The sequence below is a fragment of the Dactylosporangium sp. NPDC051485 genome, from assembly GCF_040682015.1.
Taxonomy (GTDB): Bacteria; Actinomycetota; Actinomycetes; order Mycobacteriales; family Micromonosporaceae; genus Dactylosporangium.
Map to the genome: position 1 here is coordinate 17,179 of NZ_JBFAZW010000035.1, position 25,358 is coordinate 42,536.

General features: G+C 72.6%; 21 protein-coding genes, 1 pseudogene and 1 riboswitch. Of the genes and pseudogenes, 16 read left to right on the plus strand and 6 right to left on the minus strand.

Annotated elements, in window-relative coordinates:
• Nucleotides 1-71 precede the first annotated feature (71 nt).
• The 10 genes from AB0M46_RS21080 to AB0M46_RS21125 all read left to right on the plus strand — a co-directional run bounded on the left by AB0M46_RS21080 (nucleotide 72) and on the right by AB0M46_RS21125 (nucleotide 8,520).
• Nucleotides 72-719 carry a hypothetical protein gene (locus tag AB0M46_RS21080; protein WP_363338351.1) on the plus strand — a complete coding sequence of 216 codons (648 nt, stop codon included), beginning with the start codon at nucleotides 72-74 and terminating at the stop codon, nucleotides 717-719.
• Between the two features lie 205 nt (nucleotides 720-924).
• Complete coding sequence (thiE, locus tag AB0M46_RS21085) at nucleotides 925-1,521, plus strand: thiamine phosphate synthase (RefSeq protein WP_363338353.1); 597 nt, start codon at nucleotides 925-927, stop codon at nucleotides 1,519-1,521.
• Nucleotides 1,518-2,558 carry a glycine oxidase ThiO gene (thiO, locus tag AB0M46_RS21090; protein ID WP_363338355.1) on the plus strand — a complete coding sequence of 347 codons (1,041 nt, stop codon included), beginning with the start codon at nucleotides 1,518-1,520 and terminating at the stop codon, nucleotides 2,556-2,558. Before thiE ends, thiO begins: the two co-directional genes overlap by 4 nt.
• 25 nt (nucleotides 2,559-2,583) lie before the next feature.
• A riboswitch (TPP riboswitch) is annotated at nucleotides 2,584-2,694 on the plus strand.
• Nucleotides 2,693-2,896: a sulfur carrier protein ThiS gene (thiS, locus tag AB0M46_RS21095; RefSeq protein ID WP_363338458.1), complete on the plus strand. Its 204-nt coding sequence runs from the start codon at nucleotides 2,693-2,695 to the stop codon at nucleotides 2,894-2,896. Its footprint overlaps the riboswitch before it by 2 nt.
• A complete protein-coding gene (locus AB0M46_RS21100) occupies nucleotides 2,889-3,653 on the plus strand; it encodes a thiazole synthase (RefSeq protein WP_363338357.1) in 765 nt (254 codons plus the stop codon). Before thiS ends, AB0M46_RS21100 begins: the two co-directional genes overlap by 8 nt.
• Nucleotides 3,647-4,162, plus strand: coding sequence for a thiamine phosphate synthase (locus AB0M46_RS21105; protein WP_363338359.1), 516 nt, complete (start codon nucleotides 3,647-3,649; stop codon nucleotides 4,160-4,162). The genes AB0M46_RS21100 and AB0M46_RS21105 overlap by 7 nt, the downstream gene beginning before the upstream one ends.
• A gap of 82 nt (nucleotides 4,163-4,244) precedes the next feature.
• Nucleotides 4,245-5,030 carry a bifunctional hydroxymethylpyrimidine kinase/phosphomethylpyrimidine kinase gene (thiD, locus tag AB0M46_RS21110; protein ID WP_363338361.1) on the plus strand — a complete coding sequence of 262 codons (786 nt, stop codon included), beginning with the start codon at nucleotides 4,245-4,247 and terminating at the stop codon, nucleotides 5,028-5,030.
• Between the two features lie 64 nt (nucleotides 5,031-5,094).
• Nucleotides 5,095-6,648 (plus strand): phosphomethylpyrimidine synthase ThiC, encoded by a 1,554-nt coding sequence (gene thiC / locus AB0M46_RS21115; protein WP_363338460.1) that lies wholly within the window; start codon nucleotides 5,095-5,097, stop codon nucleotides 6,646-6,648.
• 4 nt (nucleotides 6,649-6,652) lie between these two features.
• A complete protein-coding gene (locus AB0M46_RS21120) occupies nucleotides 6,653-7,372 on the plus strand; it encodes a methyltransferase domain-containing protein (protein ID WP_363338363.1) in 720 nt (239 codons plus the stop codon).
• Nucleotides 7,372-8,520, plus strand: coding sequence for a nucleotide pyrophosphatase/phosphodiesterase family protein (locus tag AB0M46_RS21125; protein WP_363338462.1), 1,149 nt, complete (start codon nucleotides 7,372-7,374; stop codon nucleotides 8,518-8,520). Before AB0M46_RS21120 ends, AB0M46_RS21125 begins: the two co-directional genes overlap by 1 nt.
• A gap of 61 nt (nucleotides 8,521-8,581) precedes the next feature.
• Here the strand turns inward: AB0M46_RS21125 and AB0M46_RS21130 are convergent, their stop codons facing one another.
• Nucleotides 8,582-9,055 (minus strand): hypothetical protein, encoded by a 474-nt coding sequence (locus tag AB0M46_RS21130; protein ID WP_363338365.1) that lies wholly within the window; start codon nucleotides 9,053-9,055, stop codon nucleotides 8,582-8,584.
• A 67-nt stretch (nucleotides 9,056-9,122) separates the two neighbouring features.
• Between AB0M46_RS21130 and AB0M46_RS21135 the strand changes: the two genes are divergently transcribed.
• Nucleotides 9,123-10,430, plus strand: coding sequence for a DNA polymerase IV (locus tag AB0M46_RS21135; protein WP_363338367.1), 1,308 nt, complete (start codon nucleotides 9,123-9,125; stop codon nucleotides 10,428-10,430).
• A gap of 152 nt (nucleotides 10,431-10,582) precedes the next feature.
• A complete protein-coding gene (locus AB0M46_RS21140; RefSeq protein ID WP_344610545.1) occupies nucleotides 10,583-10,966 on the plus strand; it encodes a DUF3040 domain-containing protein in 384 nt (127 codons plus the stop codon).
• 1,230 nt (nucleotides 10,967-12,196) lie between these two features.
• On the opposite strand, the gene AB0M46_RS21145 is transcribed toward AB0M46_RS21140, so the two are convergent.
• Genes AB0M46_RS21145 through AB0M46_RS21155 form a run of 3 tightly spaced genes read right to left on the minus strand, consistent with a single transcriptional unit; the run spans nucleotide 12,197 to nucleotide 17,030 of the window.
• Complete coding sequence (locus AB0M46_RS21145; RefSeq protein WP_363338369.1) at nucleotides 12,197-14,689, minus strand: DUF3488 and transglutaminase-like domain-containing protein; 2,493 nt, start codon at nucleotides 14,687-14,689, stop codon at nucleotides 12,197-12,199.
• Nucleotides 14,686-15,984 (minus strand): DUF58 domain-containing protein, encoded by a 1,299-nt coding sequence (locus tag AB0M46_RS21150; protein WP_363338372.1) that lies wholly within the window; start codon nucleotides 15,982-15,984, stop codon nucleotides 14,686-14,688. The genes AB0M46_RS21145 and AB0M46_RS21150 overlap by 4 nt, the downstream gene beginning before the upstream one ends.
• Before the next feature lie 2 nt (nucleotides 15,985-15,986).
• The gene (locus tag AB0M46_RS21155) at nucleotides 15,987-17,030 is read right to left on the minus strand and encodes a MoxR family ATPase (RefSeq protein WP_363338373.1); all 1,044 of its coding nucleotides are present in this window, start codon (nucleotides 17,028-17,030) and stop codon (nucleotides 15,987-15,989) included.
• Between the two features lie 659 nt (nucleotides 17,031-17,689).
• Between AB0M46_RS21155 and leuS the strand changes: the two genes are divergently transcribed.
• Nucleotides 17,690-20,542 (plus strand): leucine--tRNA ligase, encoded by a 2,853-nt coding sequence (leuS, locus tag AB0M46_RS21160; protein WP_363338375.1) that lies wholly within the window; start codon nucleotides 17,690-17,692, stop codon nucleotides 20,540-20,542.
• A gap of 153 nt (nucleotides 20,543-20,695) precedes the next feature.
• Here the strand turns inward: leuS and AB0M46_RS21165 are convergent, their stop codons facing one another.
• Together AB0M46_RS21165 and AB0M46_RS21170 are read right to left on the minus strand one after the other, a co-directional pair.
• The gene (locus AB0M46_RS21165) at nucleotides 20,696-21,406 is read right to left on the minus strand and encodes a glutamine amidotransferase (protein WP_363338377.1); all 711 of its coding nucleotides are present in this window, start codon (nucleotides 21,404-21,406) and stop codon (nucleotides 20,696-20,698) included.
• Nucleotides 21,396-22,640 carry a MurT ligase domain-containing protein gene (locus AB0M46_RS21170; protein ID WP_363338379.1) on the minus strand — a complete coding sequence of 415 codons (1,245 nt, stop codon included), beginning with the start codon at nucleotides 22,638-22,640 and terminating at the stop codon, nucleotides 21,396-21,398. Before AB0M46_RS21170 ends, AB0M46_RS21165 begins: the two co-directional genes overlap by 11 nt.
• Nucleotides 22,641-23,031: 391 nt before the next feature.
• On the opposite strand from AB0M46_RS21170, the gene mraZ reads away from it, so the two are divergent.
• From mraZ to AB0M46_RS21185, 3 genes and pseudogenes are all read left to right on the plus strand, one after another.
• Nucleotides 23,032-23,463: a division/cell wall cluster transcriptional repressor MraZ gene (mraZ, locus tag AB0M46_RS21175; protein WP_363338381.1), complete on the plus strand. Its 432-nt coding sequence runs from the start codon at nucleotides 23,032-23,034 to the stop codon at nucleotides 23,461-23,463.
• Between the two features lie 201 nt (nucleotides 23,464-23,664).
• Nucleotides 23,665-24,594: pseudogene (rsmH, locus tag AB0M46_RS21180) on the plus strand (16S rRNA (cytosine(1402)-N(4))-methyltransferase RsmH); the annotation flags it as partial.
• Between the two features lie 56 nt (nucleotides 24,595-24,650).
• Entirely contained in the window at nucleotides 24,651-25,199 is a 549-nt protein-coding gene (locus tag AB0M46_RS21185; RefSeq protein ID WP_363338383.1) for a hypothetical protein, read from the plus strand.
• Nucleotides 25,200-25,358: the final 159 nt, after the last annotated feature.

Sequence of the window (25,358 nt, forward strand, 5' to 3'; positions counted from 1 at the left end):
GCGACTCGTGATGGCGCCGAGGCATCGTGCTCAGGCCGGCCGGTGGCGCGCCTCCATGCGAGGATGCGCCCGTGACGACTCCTGCGACTCGTTCTGAGCGCCTGTCGGTGACGCGATACCGCCGGGTCGGCGTTCTGGTGCTCGCCATGCTCTTTGTTGTCGCGTTGGTAGTCGTCGTCGCACAGTTCGATCATGGCCGCTACGTGTACTTGCAGCCTTTGCGCGGTGCGGTCATGTTGTCGGTCGCGGTGTTTGTGATGCCGCTGCTGGTCGGGGCGGCGGTCTCGCTCGGTGCGCCGGCGGTGGACCGGAGTAGCTGGGCGGCGAAAGGCGGGGCGCTCCTGGCGTTTCTGCTGGCAGTGGCCCTGTGGTGCGGTTATCCGGTTACTCACTTGTTCTTCTATGAAGAGATGGATCACGATGTGGCCGTTGTCGCGGTCGCGCCGGACCGGAGACTTGAGGTCATTGTCGCCACCCGTTATGGCGACTCCGGGAACTACGTGATTCTGCGGGCGCGTAGCCGTGACGGGGTGTTCAGCAGGAATGCCATACATCCACTCGCCTCCATCTGCTATGACGCCGACCAGATCGAGGTGAGCTTCGTTGGTCCTGCTGAGGTCAAGGTCCGTGCACATGACGGCTTCGAGGGCACAGCCACTGTGAACCCTCGGACGTTGGAGACGGCAAACCCGATCGACACCTGCGCCGATCACGACTAGCCCCACTCTTGGTTGACGGCCCAGTGCCCCAGCGTCGGGTTCCAGGGTGAGTACCCCGACGGCGGCCCGCGAGTCAGGGGCGGACAGCGCGCGTTGTTGGCCGTCGCCACGATGACCCCGCGCCATCGTGCGGCCGTGGTCCGACAGGCGGCTGCAGGCCGGTCCGGTCGGGTCGTGCCTGCCGCACGTCTGCGAAGCTGACGCGGTGCGACTTCATTTGGTGACCGATACCAGGCCCGGGAAGAACCCGATCGAGACCGTCGCCGCCGCGCTCAAGGCCGGCTTCGACGTGATCCAGGTGCGGCCCGAGGACCACGTCACCGACCGCGAGGCCTACGAGCTCACGCGGCGGGTCCTGGCGATGTGCCGCGAGCTGGGACGCACCTGCCTGGTCAACGACCGGCTGCACATCGCGCTCGCCGCGGGGGCCGACGGCGGGCACGTGGGCGCCGACGACCTGCCGGTGGCCGCGGCCCGGCGCATCCTCGGCCCCGGCGCCATCCTCGGCGCGACCGCGCGGGACCCGGAGACGGCCCGGCGCGCGGTCGCCGACGGCGCCTCGTACCTCGGTGTCGGGCCCGCCTTCACCACCACCACGAAGGCCGGGCTGCCGGCCGCGATCGGCCCCGAGGGGGTGCGCGCGGTCGCCGCGGCGGTCGACGTGCCGGTGGTGGCCATCGGTGGGGTGACCGCGGCCCGGGCCCGGGAGCTCTATGCCGCCGGCGCGGACGCGGTCGCCGTGGTCGGCGCGGTCAGCGGGGCCGAGGACCCCTACGCGGCGGCCATGGAGTTCACGCGATGAGCGCCGGCATCGTCGGGGGCGGGATCATCGGCCTGGCCATCGCCTTCGAGCTGCTCGAGCGGGGTGTCACCGACATCACCGTCTACGACCCCGACCCCGCGCGCGGCGCCGGGCTGGTCGCGGCCGGCATGCTCGCCCCGACCGCCGAGGCCAACTTCGGCGAGGAGGCCCTGCAGGAGCTCATGACCGCGTCGATGCGCCGCTGGCCGGGCTTCGCCGCGCGGGTCGAGGCGCGCACCGGGCAGGCGCTGGGCTACCGCACCGAGGGGACGCTGCTGGTCGCGCTCACCGGCGACGACCAGGCCGAGATCGACCGTCTCGTGGGCTATTACCGGCGGGCCGGGGCGCCGATCGAGCCGCTCACCGGCCGCGAGCTGCGCGAGCGGGAGCCGCTGCTGTCCCCGCGGGTGCGCGGCGGGGCGTTCGCCCCCGGCGACCACCAGGTCGACCCCAGGCTGCTGCTGCGCGCCCTGCGGACCCTGCCCGTTCGCTTCGCCGCGGAGAAGATCGAAGACCTGGCCGCGGTACCGCACGAGCTCACCATCGTCGCCACCGGCGCCTCCGCGGCCGGTCTGACCGGGCTGCCCGTCCGCCCGGTGAAGGGGCAGCTGCTGCGGCTGCGCGGACCGGAGCCGCTGCTGACCCGCGTGGTCCGCGGCGTGGCGAACGGCCGGCACGTGTACCTGGTCCCGCGGGCCGACGGCGAACTGGTCGTCGGGGCCACCGAGGAGGAGCGCGGCGAGGACCGCACGGTGACCGCGGGCGGCGTGCTCGACCTGCTGCGCCCCGCCGCCGACCTGCTGCCCGGCGTCGCCGAGCTGGCCCTGGCCGAGACCCTCGCCGGCCTGCGCCCGGGGACCCCGGACAACGCGCCGGTCCTCGGCCGGCTGCCGGGCGGCCGCGCCCTGGTCGCGATCGGGCACCACCGCAACGGCGTGCTGCTCGCGCCGGTCACCGCCGAGGCCATCGCCGACCTGGCGACGCGCGGATCGACCGGCGTGAACCTCGACGCGTTCGGGCCGACCCGCTTTACCTGACGGTGGCTGCGGCGTTAAGGTCGAGGCGTACCCCACGGGAGTCCGGTGTGACCGGGCTGAGAGGGGGGCTGTGAGCCCCCGACCGTCGAACCTGATCCGGGTCATGCCGGCGCAGGGAGTCAGGAGTGAGCCGTATGCAGCTCGTGGTCAACACCATCGAGTCGACCGTCGCGGATGACATCACCGTCGCCGACGTGGTCCACGCCCTCGCGGGCGACGACCCGCGGGGCATCGCCGTCGCACTCAACGGCGACGTGGTGCCGCGCTCGCGCTGGGCCGACACCCGCCCCGCCGAGGGCGACCACGTCGAGGTGCTGACGGCGGTGCAGGGTGGCTGACGGGCTTGCGATCGCCGGGGAGGAGCTGGACTCCCGCCTGATCCTCGGGACGGGCGGGGCGAGCAGCCATGCCGCGCTCGAGGCGGCCATCCGGGCCAGCGGCACCGCCCTGGTCACCGTCGCCCTGCGCCGGCTCGACCCGGCCGCGCCGTCGCTGCTCGGCGTCATCGAGCGGTGCGGCGTGCGGGTCCTGCCCAACACCGCCGGGTGCTACACGGCGACCGAGGCGGTCAAGCTCGCCCACCTGGCCCGCGAGGCCTTCGGCACCTCGTGGGTGAAGCTGGAGGTGATCGGCGACGAGGACACGCTGCTGCCCGACGGGGTGGAGCTGGTCGCCGCGGCCGCCCAGCTGGTGGCGGACGGGTTCGTCGTCCTGCCGTACACCTCGGACGATCCCGTGCTCGCCCAGCGCCTCGCCGACGCCGGGTGCGCCGCCGTCATGCCCCTCGGCGCGCCGATCGGCTCGGGGCTGGGCATCCGCAACCCGCACAACATCGCGCTGATCCGGCAGAAGGTCACCGTCCCGGTCATCCTCGACGCCGGCATCGGCACCGCCTCCGAGGCGGCGCTGGCCATGGAGCTGGGCTGCGACGGGGTGCTGCTCGCCTCCGCCGTTACTCGGGCCGAGCACCCGGCCCGCATGGCCGAGGCGATGTGCCTCGCGGTGCGGGCCGGCCGGCTGGCGTACCTCGCCGGCCGCATCCCCCGCCGTACGCACGCGACCGCATCCAGCCCGATGGAGGGTCTCCCGTGGTAGAGCCCGGCCTGTTGATCTTCACCGACCGGCACCTGGCGGAGCGGCCGCTCGAGGACGTGGTCGCCATGGCCGTCGACGGTGGCGCCCGGGAGGTGGTCCTGCGCGAGCACGACCTGCCGCCGCGGCGGCGCCTCAAGCTGGCCAGCGCCCTGCGCACCGTGCTCGACCAGGTCGGCGGCCGGCTGCTGCTGGAGGAGGACCCGGCCCTGCGTAAGTGCCACGGCCTGGAGGACCTGGTGGCGGCCGGGGCGGACGGCGTCGCGTACGCCACCCTCTCGCCCATCTACCCGACCCGCAGCAAGCCCGGCTACGGCCCGCCGCTCGGCCTGGCCGCGCTCGGCCGCATGGCGCGGGTCGCGTCCGTCCCGGTGTACGCGCTGGGCGGGGTCGACACCCCGGCCCGGGTCCGCGACTGCCTCGACGAGGGCACGGCCGGCGTCGCCGTGATGGGCGCGGTCATGCGGGCCGACGACCCGGCCCGGCTGGTGAAGGAGTTGCTGGCCGCATGAGTGGTCCGGAGCGCAGCGGAGGGGCCACTCATCAATGGCTCAGCTTTCAAAGTTCAGGCAACCGGAGCGAAGCGGAGGTTGCATGAACCCACCGGTGGCCCTGACCATCGCCGGCTCGGACTCCGGCGGCGGTGCCGGCATCCAGGCCGACCTCAAGACCTTCGCCGCGCACGGCGTCTTCGGCACCAGCGTCATCACCGCGCTCACCGCGCAGAACACCGCCGGGGTGCGGGGCATCTCGGCCGTCGCCGCCGACTTCGTCGCCGCCCAGCTCGACGCCGTCCTCGACGACCTGCCGGTGGCCGCGGTGAAGACCGGCATGCTGGCCACCCCGGAGACGGTCGCGCTCGTCGCCCGATACGCCGCGCGGCTGCCCAACCTCGTCGTCGACCCCGTGCTGGTGGCCTCCTCCGGCGACCGGCTCTTCACCGCCGACGCCGAGCGGGCGTACCTCGAACTGCTCTTCCCGCACGCCGCGGTGGTCACGCCGAACCTGCGCGAGGCGTCGGTGCTGCTGGGCCGCGACGTGCTCGACGCCGACGACGCCGCTAAGGCCGCCGCCGACCTGGGCGCCTACGGCCCGCGCTGCGTGGTGGTCAAGGGCGGCCACCTGCGGGGCAGCACCGAGGCCGTCGACGCGGTCTGGCACGACGGCGAGGTCTCCCTGCTCACCGCGCCCTGGATCGACACCGCCAACAACCACGGCACCGGCTGCACCTTCGCCGCCGCCACCGCCTCCCTGCTGGCCGGGGGCGCGTCGCTGGCCGACGCGCTGTCCGGCGCCAAGTCCTACGTGCACTCGGCCCTGGTCCGCTCCGCGGGCTGGACCCTGGGCGCGGGGCACGGCCCGCTCGCCTGGGGCCGATAACTCACCGGACACAACAGGCTCCTTCTGGTGAAGGGGCCTGGTTCGCCATGCCCTTTTCGAGAGGATTGTCATGAAGCGGAAGGTGTACGTCCCGGGCTCCCGCCCCGACCTCCAGGTGCCCTTCGCCGAGGTGGAGCTGACGGGGGACAACCCGCCGGTCCGGCTCTACGACACGTCGGGGCCCCTGAACGACCCGCCCGCCGGGCTGCCGGCGCTGCGGGCGCCGTGGATCGCCGAGCGCGGGCCGGTGGAGCGCACGCAGCTGCACTACGCCCGCCAAGGCGTGGTCACGCCGGAGATGGAGTTCGTGGCGATCCGCGAGGGCGTCGCGCCGGAGCTGGTGCGCGACGAGATCGCCGCCGGCCGGGCCATCCTGCCGAACAACGTCAACCACCCGGAGAGCGAGCCGATGATCATCGGGTCGCGGTTCCTGGTGAAGGTGAACGCGAATATCGGTACCAGTGCCGTCTCTTCCGGCGTCGCCGAAGAGGTCGCCAAGCTCACCTGGGCCACCCGCTGGGGCGCCGACACGGTCATGGACCTCTCCACCGGCAAGCACATCCACGCCACCCGCGAGGCGATCATCCGCAACTCGCCGGTCCCGATCGGCACCGTGCCCATCTACCAGGCCCTCGAAAAGGTCGGCGGGGACCCGGTGAAGCTGACCTGGGAGGCCTACCGCGACACCGTGATCGAGCAGGCCGAGCAGGGCGTCGACTACATGACGGTGCACGCCGGGGTGCTGCTGCGGTACGTCCCGCTGACCGTCGAGCGGGTCACCGGCATCGTGTCGCGCGGCGGTTCGATCATGGCCGCCTGGTGCCTGGCGCACCACGAGGAGAACTTCCTGTACACCAACTTCGCCGAGCTGTGCGAGATCCTCGCCCGCTACGACGTGACCTTCTCCCTCGGCGACGGCCTGCGCCCGGGCTCGATCGCGGACGCGAACGACCAGGCCCAGCTGGCCGAGCTCAAGACGCTGGGCGAGCTCACGAAGATCGCGTGGGAGCACGACGTCCAGGTCATGATCGAGGGTCCCGGCCACGTCCCCATGCACAAGATCAAGGAGAACGTGGACCTGCAGATGGAGTGGTGCCACGAGGCGCCCTTCTACACGCTGGGCCCGCTCACCACCGACGTCGCGCCGGCGTACGACCACATCACCTCGGCCATCGGCGCCGCCATGATCGCCATGTACGGCACCGCGATGCTCTGCTACGTCACCCCGAAGGAGCACCTCGGCCTGCCCAACCGCGACGACGTCAAGGCCGGCGTCATCGCCTACAAGATCGCCGCGCACGCCGCCGACCTGGCCAAGGGCCACCCCGGCGCCCAGGCCTGGGACGACGCGCTGTCCAAGGCCCGCTTCGAGTTCCGCTGGGAGGACCAGTTCAACCTGGCCATGGACCCGGACACCGCGCGGGCGTACCACGACGAGACCCTGCCCGCCGAGCCGGCCAAGACCGCGCACTTCTGCTCCATGTGCGGCCCGAAGTTCTGCTCGATGCGCATCAGCCAGGACCTGCGCGAGTACGCCGCCCAGGGCATGCGCGAGAAGTCGGAGGAGTTCGCGGCGACGGGCAACCAGGTGTACCTGCCGCTGTCGACTAAGGTTTAGTCGTGTGGAGTCCTCTGCGCCTCGCACCGCCGTCGTCTGGCAGGTCCTTCGCCGCGAGCTGGAGCGGGCCGGCCGCCCGCTGACCGTCCTCGACGTCGGTGGCGGCACCGGCGGCTTCGCCGTGCCGCTGGCCCGGGCCGGCCACACCGTCACCGTGGTCGACGCGAGCCCGGACGCGCTCGCCGCGCTCATCCGGCGGGCCGCCGAGGCGGGCGTGGGGGAGCGGGTCCGGGCCGTGCAGGGCGACGCCGACGGCCTGGCCGACCAGGTCGGGCCCGACACCATCGACCTGGCCCTCTGCCACAGCGTGCTGGAGGTCGTGGACGACCCGCACAAGGCCGTGGCCGCGCTCGCCGGGACCCTGCGCCCCGGCGGCGCGGCCAGCGTGGTCGTGGCCAACCGGGCCGCCGCCGTGCTGGCCCGCGCCATCGGCGGTCACCTGGCCGCCGCGTCGGTCCTGCTGGCGAGCCCCGACGGGCGCACCGACGCGCGGGACCGCCTGCGCCGCCGCTACACCGCGGACTCCGCCACCGCGCTGCTCGACGAGTGCGGCCTGACGGTCGAGCAGGTCCACGGCGTGCGCGTGGTCGCCGACCTGGTCCCCGGCACCGTCGCCGAGAGCGAGCCGGAGGCCCTGGCCGCCTTCGAGCTCGCGCTGGCGGGCCTGCCGCCGTACCGCGACATCGCCACCCAGCTGCACCTCCTGGCCCGCCGCGGGGCGTGATGGAGGCGCTGGGGCGGGTCGAGCCGCGGTACGGCCGGGAGAGCCTCGCCGACGTCCTGCCCAGCGTCCTGCACGCGCTCGGCGTCCCCGGCGAGCCGGACCACCTCGGCCTGGCCACCCAGCTCGCCGGCGTGCGCCGGGTGGCCGTGGTGCTGCTGGACGGCCTGGGCTGGCACCAGCTCCCGGCCGCGGCCCGCCACGCCCCGACGCTCGCCGACATCGTGCAGGGCCGCCTCGGCACCGCCCGCCGGATCACGTCGGGCTTCCCGTCGACCACCCCGGTGAGCCTGGTCACCCTCGGCACCGGCGCCGCCCCCGGCCGCCACGGCATCGTCGGCTTCACCCTCAACCGCCCCGGCACCGACCGGGTCGTGAACCACCTCTACTGGACCGACGTCCCCGACCCGGCCGTATGGCAGCCCCTGCCGACCGCGTTCACCCGGGCCGAGCGGGCGGGCCTGGCCCCGACCGTGGTCACCAACCCGGCGTTCACCGACACCGGCCTCACCCGCTCGGCCTACCGCGGCGCCCGGCTCGGCCCCGGCGTGGCCGCCGACGCGGTCGCCGACGAGATGCTGGCCGCGCTGGCCGACTCCCGCCTGGTGTACGGCTACCTGCCCGACGTCGACCGCGCCGGCCACGACCAGGGCCTCGGCAGCGCGCAGTGGCAGGAGGCCGCCGCGTCCGCCGACCGCCTGCTCACCCGCCTGGTCGACGCGCTCCCGCCCGACACTGCGCTGCTGGTGACGGCCGACCACGGGCAGCTCGACGTCCCGCCGGACCGCCGCATCGACCTGGACCGCGACCCGCGCCTGACCGAGGGCGTGGCCGTGGTGGCGGGCGAGCCGCGGGTCCGCTACCTACACACCGCCCCCGGCGCCGAGCAGGACGTGCTGTCCACCTGGCGGGGCGTCCTGGGCGACGCGGCCTGGGTCGTCCCGCGCGCCGAGGCCGTAGCGTCGGGGTGGTTCGGCGAGGTCCCGGAGACCCACCTGCGGCGCATCGGCGACGTGGTGGTGGTCTGCCGCGACCGGTGGATCGTACTGGCCAGCGCCCACGAGACGCCGCGGCTGTCGGAGATGATCGCCTTCCACGGCTCGAACACGGCCGCCGAGATGGAGATCCCCCTGCTGGTGCTCCGCCGCTGATCCGTTGTGTCGCCGCTATCGCGACTCGGCGAGCTTTATCGCGACTCAGCGAGTGCCGTCTTCATCGTGATGTGGCGAGTGCCGCGGCTGGACAGGCGGCGGGTGTGGGCGGGATCGTCGCGGCCAGCAGGGTGGTCACGTGGCGGGCGAGTTCCCAGGGCGAAACCTCCGCGCCCGCGTGCTCCGCCACCAGGTCGAGCAGCTCCATGCGATCTCCGGCGACCACCACGCCCGGCGCGCCCGCCGCCGGGTCGTCGGCCAGCACGGCGACGTGGGCCCGGCGCACGCCCAGCTGCCCGGCGCGGTTCACGAAGGTCTCACCCGGAATCAGCAACGGGACGCGGCGGGCCCGGGTCCAGCCGGCTACGAGCAGTACCGCGGCGGCTTCGGGGTTGATCGCTCTGGACCATTGCGCCGTCGGGGTGATCACCAGACCCCGGGTGACGCATCTGGTCAGGGCCGGGTGGCGGCGGCGAAGACCCTCCACGGCCGCGACGACCGGCGCCAGGGGCGAGGTCATCGCGACATGGGCCATGCCTGGAAGGTAAGGCAAACCTAAGTTCTCGTCAAACTTGTCATACGCCCCCGCTAGGGTTCCCACTGTGGGGCGAAGTCAGGTGGTACCACGCGGGGGCGCCGGCGAGTTCGGGCCCGACGCCGACGACTCCGGGTGCACGGTGCTGCACGTGGACATGGACGCGTTCTACGCGTCGGTGGAGGTCCGGCGCCGCCCCGACCTGCGCGGCAAGCCCGTCATCGTCGGCGGGGCGGGCCCGCGCGGGGTGGTCTCCGCGGCCAGCTACGAGGCGCGCAAATACGGGGTGCGCAGCGCGATGCCCGGCAGCCGGGCCCAACGGCTGTGCCCGCACGCGGTGTTCCTGCCGCCGGACTTCGCGGCGTATACGGAGGCGTCCCGCGCCGTGATGGCGATCTTCCGCGACGTGACGCCGCTGGTCGAGCCGCTCTCGCTCGACGAGGCCTTCCTCGACGTGGCCGGCGCGCGGCGGCTGCTCGGGCGGCCGGCCGAGATCGCGGCGCTGATCCGGCGGCGGGTGGCGGGGGAGCAGCGGCTCACCTGCTCGGTGGGGGTGGCCGGCACGAAGTTCCTGGCCAAGCTCGGGTCCACGCGGGCCAAGCCCGACGGGATGGCGGTGATCCCGAGGGACCGCGAGCTGGAGTACCTCCACCCGCTGCCCGTCGAGGCGCTGTGGGGCGTCGGCGAGCGCACCGCCGAGACCCTCCAGCGGCTGGGGCTGAAGACCATCGGCGATCTCGCCGCCGCCCCGGTCGGGATGCTGCGCTCGGCGGTGGGTGACGCGGCCGCCCATCACCTGCACGAGTTGTCCCTCGCCCGTGACCCCCGACGGGTGATTCCCAACCACGTCGAGAAGTCGATCGGCGCCGAGACCACGTTCGACGTCGACGTGAGCGACCTGTCCACCATCCGACGCGCGATGCTCGCCCTGTCGGACAAGGTCGCCCGCCGCCTGCGCCACGCCGGCCAGGTCGGCCGCACCGTCTCGGTCAAGATCAGGCTGGCCGACTTCCAGACGCTCAGCCGATCACGCACCGTAGACGTGCCCACCGACGTGAGCCGCGAGATCTTCGAGCTGGCGTGGGCGCTGTTCCAGTCCGGCCGCCCCGGCGAGCGCATTCGCCTCGTCGGGGTGCGCGTCGAGGGGCTCGCACACACCGACGGCACCCCGCGGCAGATGACGCTGGGTGAGCGCGACCACGGCTGGCGCGACGCCGAGCGGGCCGCCGACGCGGTCGCCGCCCGCTTCGGCCCGGGCCTCGTCAAGCCCGCCAGCTTACTGCGCGGTGACGGAATGCGAACCGACGGAAACGGAGCCGCACCGGCGGGGGATGGGGCAGGAGCGTCCCCGACACGACACAATGGAAGGACATAGGAGTCACACTCGTCGGAAAATCGGCACGACCGGACCATCGTCCCGCTTTCCGACTGGTTGACCCCCTCGTAAACTTGCCAGTACGCAGCCGTCCGGCTGTGCCGGACAGCCGGTCCCTTCAGGGCCGGCCTTCGCGACCGGGGAGGAGTGCCGTGCCGCTCTCGGAGCACGAGCAGCGGCTGTTCGAGCAGATCGAGCGGTCGCTTGCCGAGGATCCAAAGTTTGCCTCGGCGGTGCGCGCCACCGACCCGCGGTTCCATGCCAAGCGCCGGATGATCGCCGCAGGGATCCTGCTGCTGGCCGGCATGGCGCTGCTTGTCTACGGCGTGGCGATTTCCATCCCACTCCTGGGCGTGGGCGGCTTCCTGGTCATGCTGTGCGCCTTGGCGTTCGGCGTCCAGGCATACCGCCGCGGCCAGACCACCGACCTGCACGCCGTCGGCGGCACGGCCTCGCGCCGCACCCGCCAGCGGCGCGGCGGCCTGGTGGACCGGCTCGAGGACCGCTGGCGCCGCCGCCCGGAGGGCGACCTCTGACGACGGCCTGAGCCTGCGCCGGCCACCCCGCCTCGCGGAGCGGCCGGCGAGTGGCTACTTGGCGCCCGCCAGCGGCACCTCAGAGCCGCGCCGGCCACCCCGCCGCGTGGAGGGGCCGGCGCCGCGCTGACCTCCGGTTGGGTGACCACGAGTGGTTACTTCACGCCCGCCCGCGGCACCTCAGAGCCGCGCCGGTCACCCCGCCTCGCGGAGCGACCCGCGAGTGGCCACCCCGCGCCCACCTGTGGCACCTCAGAGCCGCGCCGGCCGCCGTGCTGCGGCGCGCCCCGGTTCATCTCATCGCCGGGCCGCGGTCGGCCTCACCGCCGCCCCCTCCTGTTCCTGGACCCGCTCCTTCCTGGACCCGCTCCGAAACGAGAGCGGCCCGGTCAGCCCGACCTGATCCCGCCGGCTTTCAAGCCGTGCACGCCCCTGTCCGGGCCGGGAAGCCGACGCGTCGGCCGCCGGAACCCGGGCGGACCGGTCCGGCGAAATCCGCGAGCCACGGGCGCCGATCGACCCGCGGATCGCCCGGGCTTCAGCCTTGGTCGTCCGGGGCCACGCCGAGCTCAACCCTGGGGTCTGGACGATTGCCTGCCCCCGGCCGGCGACCTGCCGCTTGGCGAGAACCCGCGCCCCCGGTCTGCTCGGCGGTGCCGCGAACTACCCCGCGATCCGGGCCCGCCGGTGCGGCCTCGATGCTCGCCGGCCCGTACCGCCTGCAGGATTCCTCCTCGGCGCCCTCGAGCGGGGGCCGGGCCTGCTGCTGTCGCTCTCGTCGCCGGCCGTGTTCGTCGCATCGTCCGCCCGGACGACGTAAGTCTCGTCAGAAACCTCCTCGCCGGCACCGTGATGCTGCCCGCCTCGCGAAGTACCCCTGCGGCGCCAGCGCGTTCGCCGGATGCGCGGCGCTGGTGGGCGGGTCGGCGGGGGCGCACTCGACGCTGCTGTGCACCGACCCGGCGAAGGACTCGACGGCAGCGCTGAACCGTCGCGGCATTGTTCCGGCGAAATGCGACCAACTCCGCAAATGGCACCATCGCCAATGCCCGCGCGCCGCCGAAATTCGGGCAGAAGCGAAAAGTGCGATCTAAGCCCCGACAGGCGAAAAATCCGATAAGTCGTGGCGCGCCAGCGCCCGACTTATCGTGCAAAACGCCCGCCGGGACACCCCGGAAAATGCCCGATGGGGACGCCCCCGAAATGGAGGCGTCCCCATCGGGGAAGAGGTCAGCGCTCCCCGCGCCGAGCCACGAACCGCCGCACGCTCAGCACCCGCATCACCGAGTCCCAGCCGCGCCCGACGGCCAGCGCCGCGTTGCCACCGCGGATGCCGATCCCCATGCGCCACCGCCGCAGCACCGACGGCGGCAGGAAGCGGGCCGTGAAGCGCACCTTGCCGGTGGCGTTCGTGGCGAAGGACGACTCCACCGCCGAGATGGCCGAGCGCAGCTCGCGGCCGGTGAGGGGCCGCTGGGCGTACCGCGCGTGCTCCTCCGCGGTGCTCAGCAGCCGCGCCCCGGACTCGGCCTGGTCGCGCAGCCGCTCCTTGCGGACCAGCCGATCGACCGTCGCGCGGGGCGTTTCTGCCTCGTCGACGGGGATGCGGTAGTCGAGCATCGTGTCGAGCAGTTCGTCCCAGGCCCGGTGGGCGTCGTCGCGGGCGGCGCCGATCGCGCGCTCGTCCGGGACCACGACCATCTCCGGGGCGTCCGCGCCGGAGACCGAGAGGCCGGCCGGTCCGGCGGGGGTGAGGCTCAGGCGGCGCCGGCGGGTGCGGGCGCGGGCCAGGGCCGGGACGGCCAGCAGCAGGAGCAGCAGGACCACGCTGATCGAGGTGACGCCGAGGGCGCTGGAGAGGAAGCGTTGCAGCCGGTCGCCGAACGACTTCGTCTGCGCGTCCTGGTTGCCGCCGGTGTCGCCCGGGTTGTCGTGCGTGCCGACGGCGCCGGGCGCGGCCGACGAGGACGAGTCCGGCAGGGGCTGGTTGCCGCGCCGGTTTGGGGCATCGTCGCCGATGGTGGCGTTGTTCGCCGGGAGGTACTCCGGGCTCATCGACCCGATGACGCCCGTCGGCGGCGTCGCGTCGAACGGCAGCCAGCCGAAGCCCGGGAAGTACACCTCGGTCCACGCGTGCAGGTTGAAGTTGGTCAGCGTCGTGGTCTTGTTCGCGCCCTGGCTGCCCCGAGCGAAGCCGAACGCCACCCGGGCCGGGATCTTGGCCTCGCGCAGCAGCCAGCCGAAGGCGGCGGCGTACTGGGCGCAGTACCCCCGCTTGTTGGTCAGGAAGTCGGCGATCTTCGTGCCGCTGGTGTCCGCGCCGGTCGACGTGTCGTAGGTGAAGCCCTTGTCGGGCGAGAAGGAGTCGTAGATCGCCTTGACCTTGTCGTACTCCGTCGTCTTGCCCTTGATGAGCTCGTCCACCTTGGCCTTGACGACCGCGTTGGGCGGGGCCGTGGCGAGGTCCTTGAGCTGCGGGTCGTTCGGGTTGAGCGGGGCGGCGGCGCGCAGCTCGTCCGGCGAGATCTCCGGGCGCAGGTACGTGACGTTGTAGGACTTCTTGGCGGTGGTGTCCTTCCCGGAGTACACCACCGCGGTCCTCGGGTCGAAGGCCCAGCTGTTGCTGACCTTGTCGATCTTGGTGGGCCAGGTGTAGATCGGCAGGTAACTGATCGCGAGCTCGTTGGTGACCTCGATGCGGGCCTGGTGGCTGGCGACCTTGACCGACGACTCCCACTCGGGCTTGGGCAAGCCGTTGCCGACGGGCGCGCCGCCGCTGATCGGCCGGGCGCTGAAGCCCTTGGCGGAGAGGTCCTCGAGCACGTTGAAGCGCAGGTAGAAGGGGTGCGGGTCGTCGAGGTCGGTCACCTTGACCATCTCGAACGCCTTGTCCCGGTTGAGCTGGCCGGACAGCAGGGCGAACATGCTGACCGACCTGCCGTTGTGCCCGTTGCCGATGCCGCCGCCCCCGCCGCCGCCCGCCCCCGCGCCGATGCTGCCGAGCAGGCCGGCCGGCATGGCGAACGGGATGAGCGGCAGGATCACCGCGGCGATCACGCTCAGCGCGCCGAGCCGCTGACCGGCCGCGGCCAGCGGGGACGGCTCCCACAGGTCGACGTCGCGGCCGTCGCCGGTGAAGCGGCGGCCGAAGCGGCGCACCCGGTCGACGTTGTCGGTGACGAGCAGCCACAGGAAGCCGACGGCGCCCAGCGCGAAGGGGAACCAGCTGGTGTCCTCGGTGTCGACGGTGACCGGCACCGAGTAGATCGCCAGCATGGGCAGGCCGGCCAGGGCCGGCCGGCGGACCACCACGGCGAACACGTCGACGAGCAGCGCGACCACGGCGACGCCGAGCGTGGCCAGGAAGAGGAAGCCGTCGCGGTCGCTGACCGGCGTCGCGTACTCGCTCATCTCCACCGACGCCGTGCGCAGCAGCTGCGCGAAGTGCGCGATCGTGCCCGGCGAGGGCAGGATGCCCAGGTACTCCTCGTGGCTGCGGTACAGCCAGGTGAGCGACAGCAGCGCGGCCAGCGCCATCGCCGCCGTCGGGGCCCAGACCGGCGCCCGGAGGCTGCGCACCAGCAGGCCCACGCCGCACATGACGGCGACCACGAGCAGCGCGCGGAAGGCCCAGGTGTAGTGGTCGAAGACGTTGGTCAGCGGCAGCGAGGCGAGGAACGCCGAGCCGGCCGCGATCAGCGTCAGGTGCTTGCGTTGGTTCACCGGACTCCTCCAGCGACGCTCTCCGCGGACGCGGCGCGCCAGGCGAAGCCCTGCGACCCTCGCCCGGTCTGCGGCCACAACCCGGAGAGCTTGGCCCCGTGCGGCACCTCCACGACCCGCCAGCCGCTGCGCAGCAGCGCGAGGGACGCGACGCCGTGCGCCTTGTCCGCCTCCTCGCGGGCCGCCGTGGGCAGGTTCAGCCAGGTCGAGGAGTCGATGAACAGCGCGACGCAGGTCGCGTTGTTGGAGCGGAACGAGGCCAGCAGCTCGGCCTCGGCCGAGGACAGCAGGCCGAAGATGCCGATGATCAGGCCGCCGTCGCTGCGCCGGCGCACCCGCTCGATGAGGGTGCCGATGTCGCTGCGCTGGGCCAGCCGCACGTCGGCGAGCTGGTCGAGCAGCGGGCCGTCGCCGTCGATCTCGGTCGCGTCCACGTCGACGCCGGCATCGGTGACGAGCCGCATCTTGTACCCCGCCTCGCGCAGGTGCACCGCGATGCTCGCGGCCGCGGAGACCGCCCACTCGAAGCTCGCCGTGGGACCCTCGCCGCGGTGGGCGGCGGAACGGGTGTCGAGCACGACGGTCGCCCGGCTCTCCCACGGCTGCTCCTCGCGGCGCACCATGAGCTCGCCGGTGCGGGCCGTCGAGCGCCAGTGCACGCGGCGCAGGTCGTCGCCGTAGCGGTACTCCCGGGTGGCCGCGTCGTCCTCGCCGTGCACGGCGACCGAGCGGGCCCGGCTGTCCCCGGAGCCGGCGAACTCGCCGGCCAGGCGCACCGCCGGCAGCGGCGCGACCTGCGGGATCACCGTGAGCCGGTCGACCGACGGGAAGGCCCGGGTCAGCTCGCACAGCCCGAAGGGGTCGGTCAGCCGCACGACCAGCGGGCCGACCTCGTAGCGGCCGCGCACGTCGGCCCGCACGGTGTAGGCCACCGAGCTGGCCTGGTGCGCGCCCAGCTTCTCCAGCACCAGCCGGGGCCGGCTGCCCAGTGCGTACGGCAGCCGGTCCTCCAGCAGCATGGTGCCGGTGGGCAGCCGGGACAGGTTCTGCAGCCGAAGGATGACGCGTGCGTTCGCCCCGACCTGCACGCGGTGCGGGTCGAGGGTGCGGCTGCACGACAGGCGGTAGCGGGTGCGCCCCACGTACGCAGCGGACAGCAGCGGCAGCGCGGCGAGCAGGATCGCCACGCGCAGCAGGTCGCGCTCGCCGAGGATCAGCGCGGCGATGAGGGCCGCTGCGGCGGCGGCCAGGAAACTACGACCCCGGGTGGTGAGCCCCCGCAGCGCCTCTCGCATGCTCAGCGGCCCCCGTACTGCTGCGGCCGCTGCTGCCGGGTGTCGTACGGCGAGCGCGGCTGGCGGTCCGACGGCAGCGGCAGCCGGTGCACCAGCTCGGCGATGATGGCGTCGGTGGTCCGGCGGGACAGCTGGGCCTCGGCCGTGGGGATGACGCGGTGCGCCAGCACCGGCACGGCGAGCGCCTGCAGGTCGTCCGGGAGCACGAACTCGCGGCCCTCGATGGCGGCGACGGCGCGGGCGGTGCGCAGCAGCTGCAGCGTGGCGCGAGGGGAGGCGCCGAGGCGCAGCTCGCCGGACTCGCGGGTGGCGGTCACGATGTTCACGGCGTACTGCTTCACGGCGTCGGCGACGTGCACGTCGCGGACGCTGGCGATCATGCGGCGGATGGTGGTGGAGTCGGAGACCGGCGCGAGGTCGTCCAGGGCGTCGTGGCGGCCGTGCACGTCGAGCATGGCGAGCTCGGCGCCCATGTCCGGGTAACCCATGGCGATCCGGGCGGTGAACCGGTCGCGCTGGGCCTCGGGCAGCGGGTACGTGCCTTCCATCTCGATCGGGTTCTGCGTCGCGATGACCATGAACGGCACCTGGAGCGGGTACGTCGCCGCGTCGACGGTGACCTGCCGCTCCTCCATGCTCTCCAGCAGCGCCGACTGCGTCTTCGGCGAGGCCCGGTTGATCTCGTCGCCGACGACGATGTTGGCGAACACGGCGCCCGGCTTGAACTCGAAGTCCCGCGTCTCCTGGTTGTAGACGCTGACGCCGGTGACGTCGCTGGGCAGCAGGTCCGGCGTGAACTGGATCCGCCGCACCGAGCAGTCGATGGAGCGGGCGAGCGCCTTGGCGAGTTTGGTCTTGCCGACGCCGGGAACATCTTCGATGAGCAGGTGCCCCTCGGCGAGCAGCACGGCTAGGGCCAGCCGCACGGTCGCCGTCTTACCCTCGATGACCTGTTCGATGTTCGCGACGATCGCGTCGGTCGCCGCGCGGAACTCGGGCGCGGGTAGCGGGGCCCCGAGTTCCTCGAACGTGCGGTGCCTGGTCAACTGGCCTCCTCGTGATCGTGCCGTGGCCACCGTTAGGTGTAAGACCCATAGGTGAACCGCCCGGTTGCGCGAAAACGTTGTCATCAATCGCGACTCGGGCCGTCGTGTCCCCTCAGGCTAGCCGGGGAATTGACGCGGCGCCGGACGGGATTCCGTCATTGCGGACATCCTGGCCCGGCCGGTTGCAGCTTTTTCCGGCGGCCCCGACGTACCCGGCCAGGCTGCGGGTAAACGGTGGCCCGGGATGTCGGCCACCGTCGATCGGGGCAGACCAGAAGGGTGGAAGCGGGGTGGCTGCCGGGCGAGGGCGGCGCCCGCGCTTCGCCGCCGACACCGATTGGCGTCGCCGAATCCGGCGCGCGGCGTGACTTTCGCACCCGAACATGACGAACGTCTACGACTACGGGGAAACGGACGGTCACGCACGGTTCGCGGTGATGCCGCGGCGCCCCCGGTGGCCGCCGGGTGAGCCCGATCGACGCTCGGATAGCCGCCTCGCACGCTGGGGTACACTGCGGGTATGACCCGGGTGGTCCGGCTTCTTAGCGAGCCGTGCTGACGCGCTGAAACGCGACGGCACGGCGACCCCTCCTGCGCGAGGGGTTTTTTCATGCCCGGACAATGCTGGAGAATTCCGAGACCCTGAGGTGGCGACAGTCATGAGCGAGGCAGTGACCGACGGAGCGGTCGACATCCCGCCGTACCGCTACACGGCGGCGATGGCGGCGGAGATCGAGGCGTGCTGGCAGGACTACTGGTCCGAGAACGGCACGTTCCACGCACCGAACCCGACCGGTCCGCTCAGCGACCCTGCCCACCCGCGCGCGGGCGCGCCGAAGCTGTACGTGATGGACATGTTCCCCTACCCGTCGGGCGCCGGCCTGCACGTGGGCCACCCGCTGGGGTACATCGGCACGGACTGCTACACGCGGTACTTCCGCATGGCCGGCTACAACGTGCTGCACCCGATGGGCTTCGACGCCTTCGGCCTGCCGGCCGAGCAGTACGCGGTGCAGACGGGCACGCACCCGCGCACCACGACGGAGGCCAACGTCGAGCGGTACCGCGGCCAGCTGCGCCGCCTGGGCCTGGCCTACGACGACCGGCGCAGCGTAGCGACCACCGACACCGAGTTCTACCACTGGACCCAGTGGATCTTCCTGCAGATCTTCAACTCCTGGTTCGACACCGACCGGCAGAAGGCCCGGCCGATCGACGAGCTGATCGAGGAGTTCGCGTCCGGCGAGCGGGCCACCCCGGACGGCCGGGCGTGGGACGAGCTGTCCGCGGTCGAGCGCCGCGGCGTGGTCGACGGCTACCGCCTGGCGTACATGTCGGAGGCCCCGGTCAACTGGTGCCCCGGCCTGGGCACCGTGCTGGCCAACGAGGAGGTCACGCCGGACGGGCGCAGCGAGCGGGGCAACTTCCCGGTCTTCAAGCGCAACCTGCGCCAGTGGATGATGCGGATCACCGCCTACGGCGACCGGCTGCTGGACGACCTGGACCGGCTGGACTGGCCGGACAAGGTCAAGGCCATGCAGCGCAACTGGATCGGCCGGTCCCGCGGCGCCCACGTCGACTTCGCGACCGAGGCCGGCGCGCCGATCCGGGTCTTCACCACCCGCCCCGACACGCTGTTCGGCGCGACCTACATGGTGCTGGCCCCGGAGCACGCGCTGGTCGACGACCTGGTCCCGGCCGCCTGGCCCGAGGGGACCAACGACAAGTGGACCGGCGGCGCGGCCACCCCGGCCGACGCGGTCGCCGACTACCGCGCGTTCGCGGCCTCGAAGACCGACGTCGAGCGCCAGGCCGACGCCAAGGAGAAGACCGGCGTCTTCATCGGCGCCTACGCCACCAACCCGGTCGACGGCCGCTCGATCCCGGTCTTCATCGCCGACTACGTGCTGGCCGGCTACGGCACCGGCGCGATCATGGCGGTGCCCGGCCAGGACGAGCGCGACTGGGCCTTCGCCGAGGTCTTCGACCTGCCGATCATCCGCACGGTGCAGCCGAGCGAGGGCTTCGACGGCAAGGCGTTCACCGGCGACGGCCCCGCCATCAACTCCACCCGCCCCGACGGGTTCAGCCTGGACGGCCTGGGCGTCGCCGACGCCAAGGCGAAGATCACCGAGTGGCTGGAGGCCAACGGCCACGGCGTCGGCGCCATCACCTACCGCCTGCGCGACTGGCTGTTCAGCCGCCAGCGCTACTGGGGCGAGCCGTTCCCGATCGTCTACGACGAGACCGGCCTGCCGATCGCGCTGCCCGAGTCGATGCTGCCGGTCGAGCTGCCCGAGGTCGAGGACTTCTCGCCGCGCACGTTCGACGTCGACGACGCCGGCAGCATGCCGGAGACGCCGCTGTCGCGGGCGAAGGAGTGGGTCGAGGTCACCCTGGACCTGGGCGACGGCCCGAAGGCGTACACCCGCGAGACCAACGTCATGCCGCAGTGGGCTGGCTCGTCGTGGTACGAGCTGCGCTACCTGGACCCGGCCAACGCCGCGAAGCTGGTCGACCCGGCCAACGAGCAGTACTGGATGGGCCCGCAGCAGCCCGGCGACGTCGGCGGCGTGGACCTGTACGTCGGCGGCGTGGAGCATGCGGTGCTGCACCTGCTGTACGCCCGCTTCTGGCACAAGGTGCTGTTCGACCGCGGCTTCGTCTCGTCCGAGGAGCCGTTCCGCAAGCTGTTCAACCAGGGCTACATCCAGGCGTACGCGTACAAGGACTCCCGCGGCATGTACGTCGAGGCCGAGAAGGTCGAGGAGCGCCAGGCCGGCAGGTTCTTCTACGGCGACGAGGAGGTGGTCCGGGAGTACGGCAAGATGGGCAAGTCCCTGAAGAACGTCGTCACCCCGGACGAGATGTGCGAGCGCTACGGCGCCGACACGTTCCGCGTCTACGAGATGTCGATGGGCCCGCTGGACGTCTCCCGCCCCTGGGAGACCAGGGCGGTCGTCGGCGCCCAGCGCTTCCTGCAGCGCGTGTGGCGCCTGGTCATCGACGAGCAGAGCGACGCCGTGCGGATCACCGACGACGCCCTGGACGACGAGACCCGCCGCCTGCTGCACCGGGTGATCGACGGCGTGCGCGTCGACATCGAGGAGATGCGCTTCAACACCGCCATCGCCAAGATGATCGAGCTGACCAACCGGGCCACCCAGGTGTCCCCGAGCGGCACGCCGCGCGAGGTCGCCGACCCGCTGGTCCGCATGATCTCCCCGTTCGCCCCGCACCTGGCCGAGGAGCTGTGGCAGCGCCTGGGCAACACCACGTCGGTCGCCTACGCCGACTTCCCGGCGGCCGACCCGGCCTACCTGGTCGCCGAGCAGGTCACCTACCCCGTCCAGGTCAACGGCAAGGTCCGCGGCAAGATCGACATCGCCGCCGACGCCGACGAGGAGACGGTCCGCGCCGCCGCCCTGGCCGCGGTCGCCGACCAGCTGTCCGGCAAGACCCCGAAGAAGGTCATCGTCGTCAAGGGCCGCATGGTCTCGGTCGTCGTCTGATCCTGGCGCACGCAAAGGGCCGGCTCTTACCGAAGAGCCGGCCCTTTGCAATACATATGGCTCCGGTCCGCGCAACCAGGGCGCCGTTGCTCCCGTCAGCGACCGGTCGGCCCTGGGGGCCTCCCTGCCAGCTTTGTGGTGGCAAGACCGCAGTTACCTGGCGATGGCGGAGAGGCGCTCGTTGCGCAGGGCCATGGGCCAGCGGTCGTCGATCGGCTCCATGGCCAGGCCGGTGGCCCAGCGCAGCAGCAGGTCGGCGATGGCCGGGTTGCGGGCCAGCGCGGGGCCGTGGGAGTAGGTGCCCAGGATCCGGCCGTTCCAGGCGCCCTCGGACTGGCCGTCGTTGCCGATGCCCGTGGTGACCTTGGCCAGGGGCTTCACGCCCGGGCCGAGGTGGGTGCGGCCGCCGTGGTTCTCGAAGCCGGTCAGGGTCGGCAGGCCCAGGGCCGGGTGGGTCTCGCCGGCCAGCTCGCCCACGGCGCGGGACTCGCCGCGGTCCGAGTCGAGGTCCAGCAGGCTCAGGCCGGGGTACTTCGCGCCCTTCGCGAAGAACGAGTGGCCCAGCAGCTGATAGCCGGCGCAGACCGCGAACACCGTCGCGCCGCGCTCGACCGCGCGGCGCAGGTTGCCGTCGGCGGCGAGGCGCTGGGCGGCCAGGGCCTGCGGGCCGTCCTCGCCGCCGCCGAGCAGGTAGATGTCGCCGTCGGCCGGGACCCGGTTGTCCGCGCGGACCTCGGCGCACTCGACCGGCAGGCCGCGCAGGTCGGCGCGGCGGGCCAGGATCAGCAGGTTGCCGCGGTCGCCGTAGGTCGAGAGCAGGTCGGGGTACAGCCAGATCAGGCGCAGGTGGGACTCAGTTGACACGGTCCAGCTCCGCTCGGATGTCCTGGAAAGCGGTGTAGTTGGCGATGACCTCGAGCCGGCCCGGCGGGACCAGCGAGAGCGCCTGGCCGAACGAGCGGACGTGCTCGAAGCGCACCTCGTTGACCTCGAGGCGCACCGCCAGGTCCATGGCCCGGTCGCCGGTGATCAGCACACGGCGCCCGCGCAGCGGGGAGAAGTCGACGTCGTACAGCCACGACGTGTCCAGGCCGTCGGGGTCCCGCGCGTTGATGGACAGCAGCGTCGGCACGTCCTCGGCCATGTCGAACGACTCGAGCCAGCCGGCCGGGTTCTTGGCCAGCAGCAGCCGGATGGTGCGCCCGTCGCGGACCACGGTGGCGTAGCGGCCGGCGACGGAGGCCACCTTGGCCAGCTCCGGCACCGCCTTGGCCGGCGGCACGCCGAAGTACGCGGCCACGGCCAGGGCGGTCGCCGCGTTGGCCCGGTTCACCCGGCCGGGGAGCTGGAGGGTGATCTGGTGGTACATGCCGGTGTTGTCCACCACGCCGTCGCCGCTGACCGTCCAGTGGGGGATCGGGCGGCTGAGGTTGCCGGCCGCGCACCTCCACTGCTCGCCGTCGCGCTCGATCGACGCGCCGCACTCGGGGCAGACCCAGGAGTCGTCGTGGAAGCGCTGGCCGGCGGCGACCCAGGTCACCCCGGTGCCCCCGGTGACGGCCTTGCCGACCGCCCACACGACCATCGGGTCGTCGGCGTTGGCCACGAGGTGCAGGTCGCGGCCGGGCAGCGCGTCGCGCCACATGGCCGCCATCATGGCGACCTCCTTGGCCCGGTCCAGCTGGTCGCGGCTCAGGTTGAGCAGCGCGACGACGCTGGGCCTGGTCTGGTCGAGCACCTGCTTGAGGTAGTGCTCGTCGACCTCCAGCACGGCGTAGGGCGTCGCGCCCGCCTTGGCCAGGGCCGAGGTGTGCCCGGTCGGCATGTTGGCGCCCAGGCTGTTGGTCGCCACCGGGCCGAGCACGCCCATCGCGGCGGCGGTCAGCCGGGTGGTGGTGGTCTTGCCGTTGGTGCCGGAGACCAGCGCGATCTGCCGGCCGGCGGCCAGCGCCGCGAGGAGGTTCGGGTCGATCATCAGGCCGATGCGGCCGCCGATGACCGATCCGTCGCCCCGGCCGGTTGCGCGTGACAGCGCGGCGGCGCCGCGCGACAGTGAGGTGGCGAGCTTGGCCCGCATCGGCAGCTTGTTGTCCGTCATCTCGCTTCCACGGTGTTCGGCGATGCGCTGACCCTACCCGGCGCGCGCGACACCCACACGGTCCCACGGGCCCACCCGGCTCCCCGCGGCCCCCCACTTCCCTCCACCGCGACTCCCCGGGCAGCCGGCCCGGCGCCGAAGGGCGCACCATAGGGCGGTTTGTCCGATTTATCGAGCGGCGGGAGTGGCCTCCACCGATCGGGCACGCCCGGCGTCCTCCACTCGTCTCCACCCCGTTTGACGTGGGAATTCTTCACGGGCGGGCGCGCCGGATCGGGCGGTTTTCCGTTGACGGTGGAGGGAAGTGGAGTACAGTGGAGCGCGATGGCGGAGCCGGGGGGCTCGGCCGGCCCCGGGGGGACCGTTCGCGGTGGGAAGGGGTGGTTGCCGCATGTTCCTGGGCACCCACACTCCTCGCCTGGACGAAAAGGGCCGGTTGATCCTGCCGGCCAAGTTTCGGGACGAACTGGCGGGAGGTGTCGTGATCACCAAGGGACAGGAGCGCTGCCTCTACGTGTTCCCCGGTGCCGAATTCGCCCGAATCGCCGAGCAGCTTCGCGCCACACCGATGACGAACAAGGCGGCCCGGGCGTACAGCCGGGTGTTCTTCGCCAGCGCGCACGACGAGGTTCCCGATCGGCAGGGCCGGGTCACCATCCCGCAGCATCTTCGCGAGTATGCCGGGTTGGACCGCGATCTCGTCGTGATCGGGGCAAGCACCCGGGTAGAGATCTGGGATCGCCAGGCCTGGGACACCTACCTCGCTGAAAGCGAGGAGGACTTTGCGGGCATCGAGGAGGGGGTGCTGCCGGGAGGACTGTGAGGTCCAACTGCAGTAACCGACTTTGAGGCCGCCGTACCGGCAGCTCTCCAGCCGCTCAGAGTTTCTCGAAGTCCTGACACCACTTCCCCGGTGCCAGGGCGGGCGGGCGGATGGGGAGCTGGCGGTACGGCGCTCGCGCACTGGGGCAGGTTTTTCAGCACCACGGCGGGCCGCGAACCCGCCGCCGGCAGGGGGGCGACGATGGGGGAGCGGGACGTTCATGTGCCCGTGCTGCTCGAGCGCTGCCTCGAGCTGCTCGCCCCGGCGCTGACCCGGCCCGGCGCGCTGTACCTGGACGCCACGCTCGGCCTCGGCGGGCACGCCGAGGCGGTGCTCACGGCGAACCCGCAGGCCCGGCTGCTGGGCCTGGACCGCGACCCGCAGGCCCTGGCGCTGGCGGGCAAGCGGCTCGCGCCGTTCGCCGATCGGATCCGCCTCGTGCACGCCGTCTACGACGAGCTGCCCGAGGTGCTGGGCGACGAGCGGATCGACGCCGGCCTGTTCGACCTGGGCGTGTCCTCCCTGCAGCTGGACGAGGCCGCGCGCGGCTTCGCCTACGCCCAGGACGCGCCGTTGGACATGCGCATGGACCAGACCCGGGGCACGACCGCGGCGGAGGTGCTCAACACCTACAGCCACGGCGACCTGGCCCGGGTCCTGCGCGTGTACGGGGAGGAGAAGTTCGCCTCCCGTATCGCCGCGTCGATCATCCGGGAGCGGGAGAAGTCCCCGCTGACCAGCTCGGCCCGCCTTGCCGAACTGGTCCGCGAGTCCATCCCCGCGCCCGCCCGGCGCACCGGCGGGCACCCGGCCAAGCGGACCTTCCAGGCGCTGCGCATCGAGGTCAACCGCGAGCTCGCGGTCCTCGAGCGGGCGATCCCCGCGGCGCTGGACGCGCTGCGGCCCGGGGGGCGGCTGGTCGTGCTGTCGTACCACTCGCTCGAGGACCGCCTGGTCAAGCAGGCGATCACGGAGCGGACCCGCTCGACCGTGCCGGTCGAGCTGCCCTTCGAGCCGCCCGGCAGCGAACCCGAGCTGCGGGCGCTCACCCGGGGAGCCGAGCTCCCCGACGCGGCCGAAACAGCGGCCAACCCGCGCGCGGCGTCGGTGCGACTCCGCGCGGTGGAACGCAAGAAACGTCCGAACAGTCCAGCGTGATCCCGGACAAACACATTGGGGGAGGTGTGATGAACGTGACGACACTGCCGGCCAGCCGGCAGCGCAAGGCTCAGCAGGGTGCACCGCGGTCGGGGGGCCGGACCACGGGGCGCGTCGCTGAGCAGGACCAGCAGCAGCGACGGGACTATCTGATCGACGGTGCGACGGCGCTCGCGCCGCAGCACGAGACCACGAAGGCGGGCGCCGCGCCCGAACGGCACGCGTCCGACACCAAGCAGGCGTCCCCGCGCCTGCGGGTGGCGCCGCCGGCGCCGGTCAGTGCGCCGCGGGCGCCGTTCGTGGCGCTCGTGCTCGTGCTGGTGCTCTCGGGCGTGGTCGGCATCCTCGTGCTGAACACGCGGATCGCCGAGAACGCCTTCAAGCTCGACGCGTTGAAGACCAGGCAGGACAACCTCGACCGCGACGAGGAGCGGCTGCGCAGCGATCTGGCCAACAAGGAATCGCCGGTGACGCTCGCGTCGCGGGCGAAGCAGTTGGGCCTCGTGCCGTCGCGCACGCCGGCCTTCCTGGTGCTGCCCGACGGCACCAAGCTGGAGATGCCGGGCCCGAGCAAGTGACCAAGGGAATTCCACCCAAGTCCATAGTGGACTGACGAACGGAAGTCGGGACGATGGCTGGCGACACTCCAGATCGGCGGGGCGGGAGCGAGCGGCGCGGGGGCGCCGAGCGCAGGGACACCACCGGTCGGGGGGCTGACGCCGGTCGGCAGCGGACGG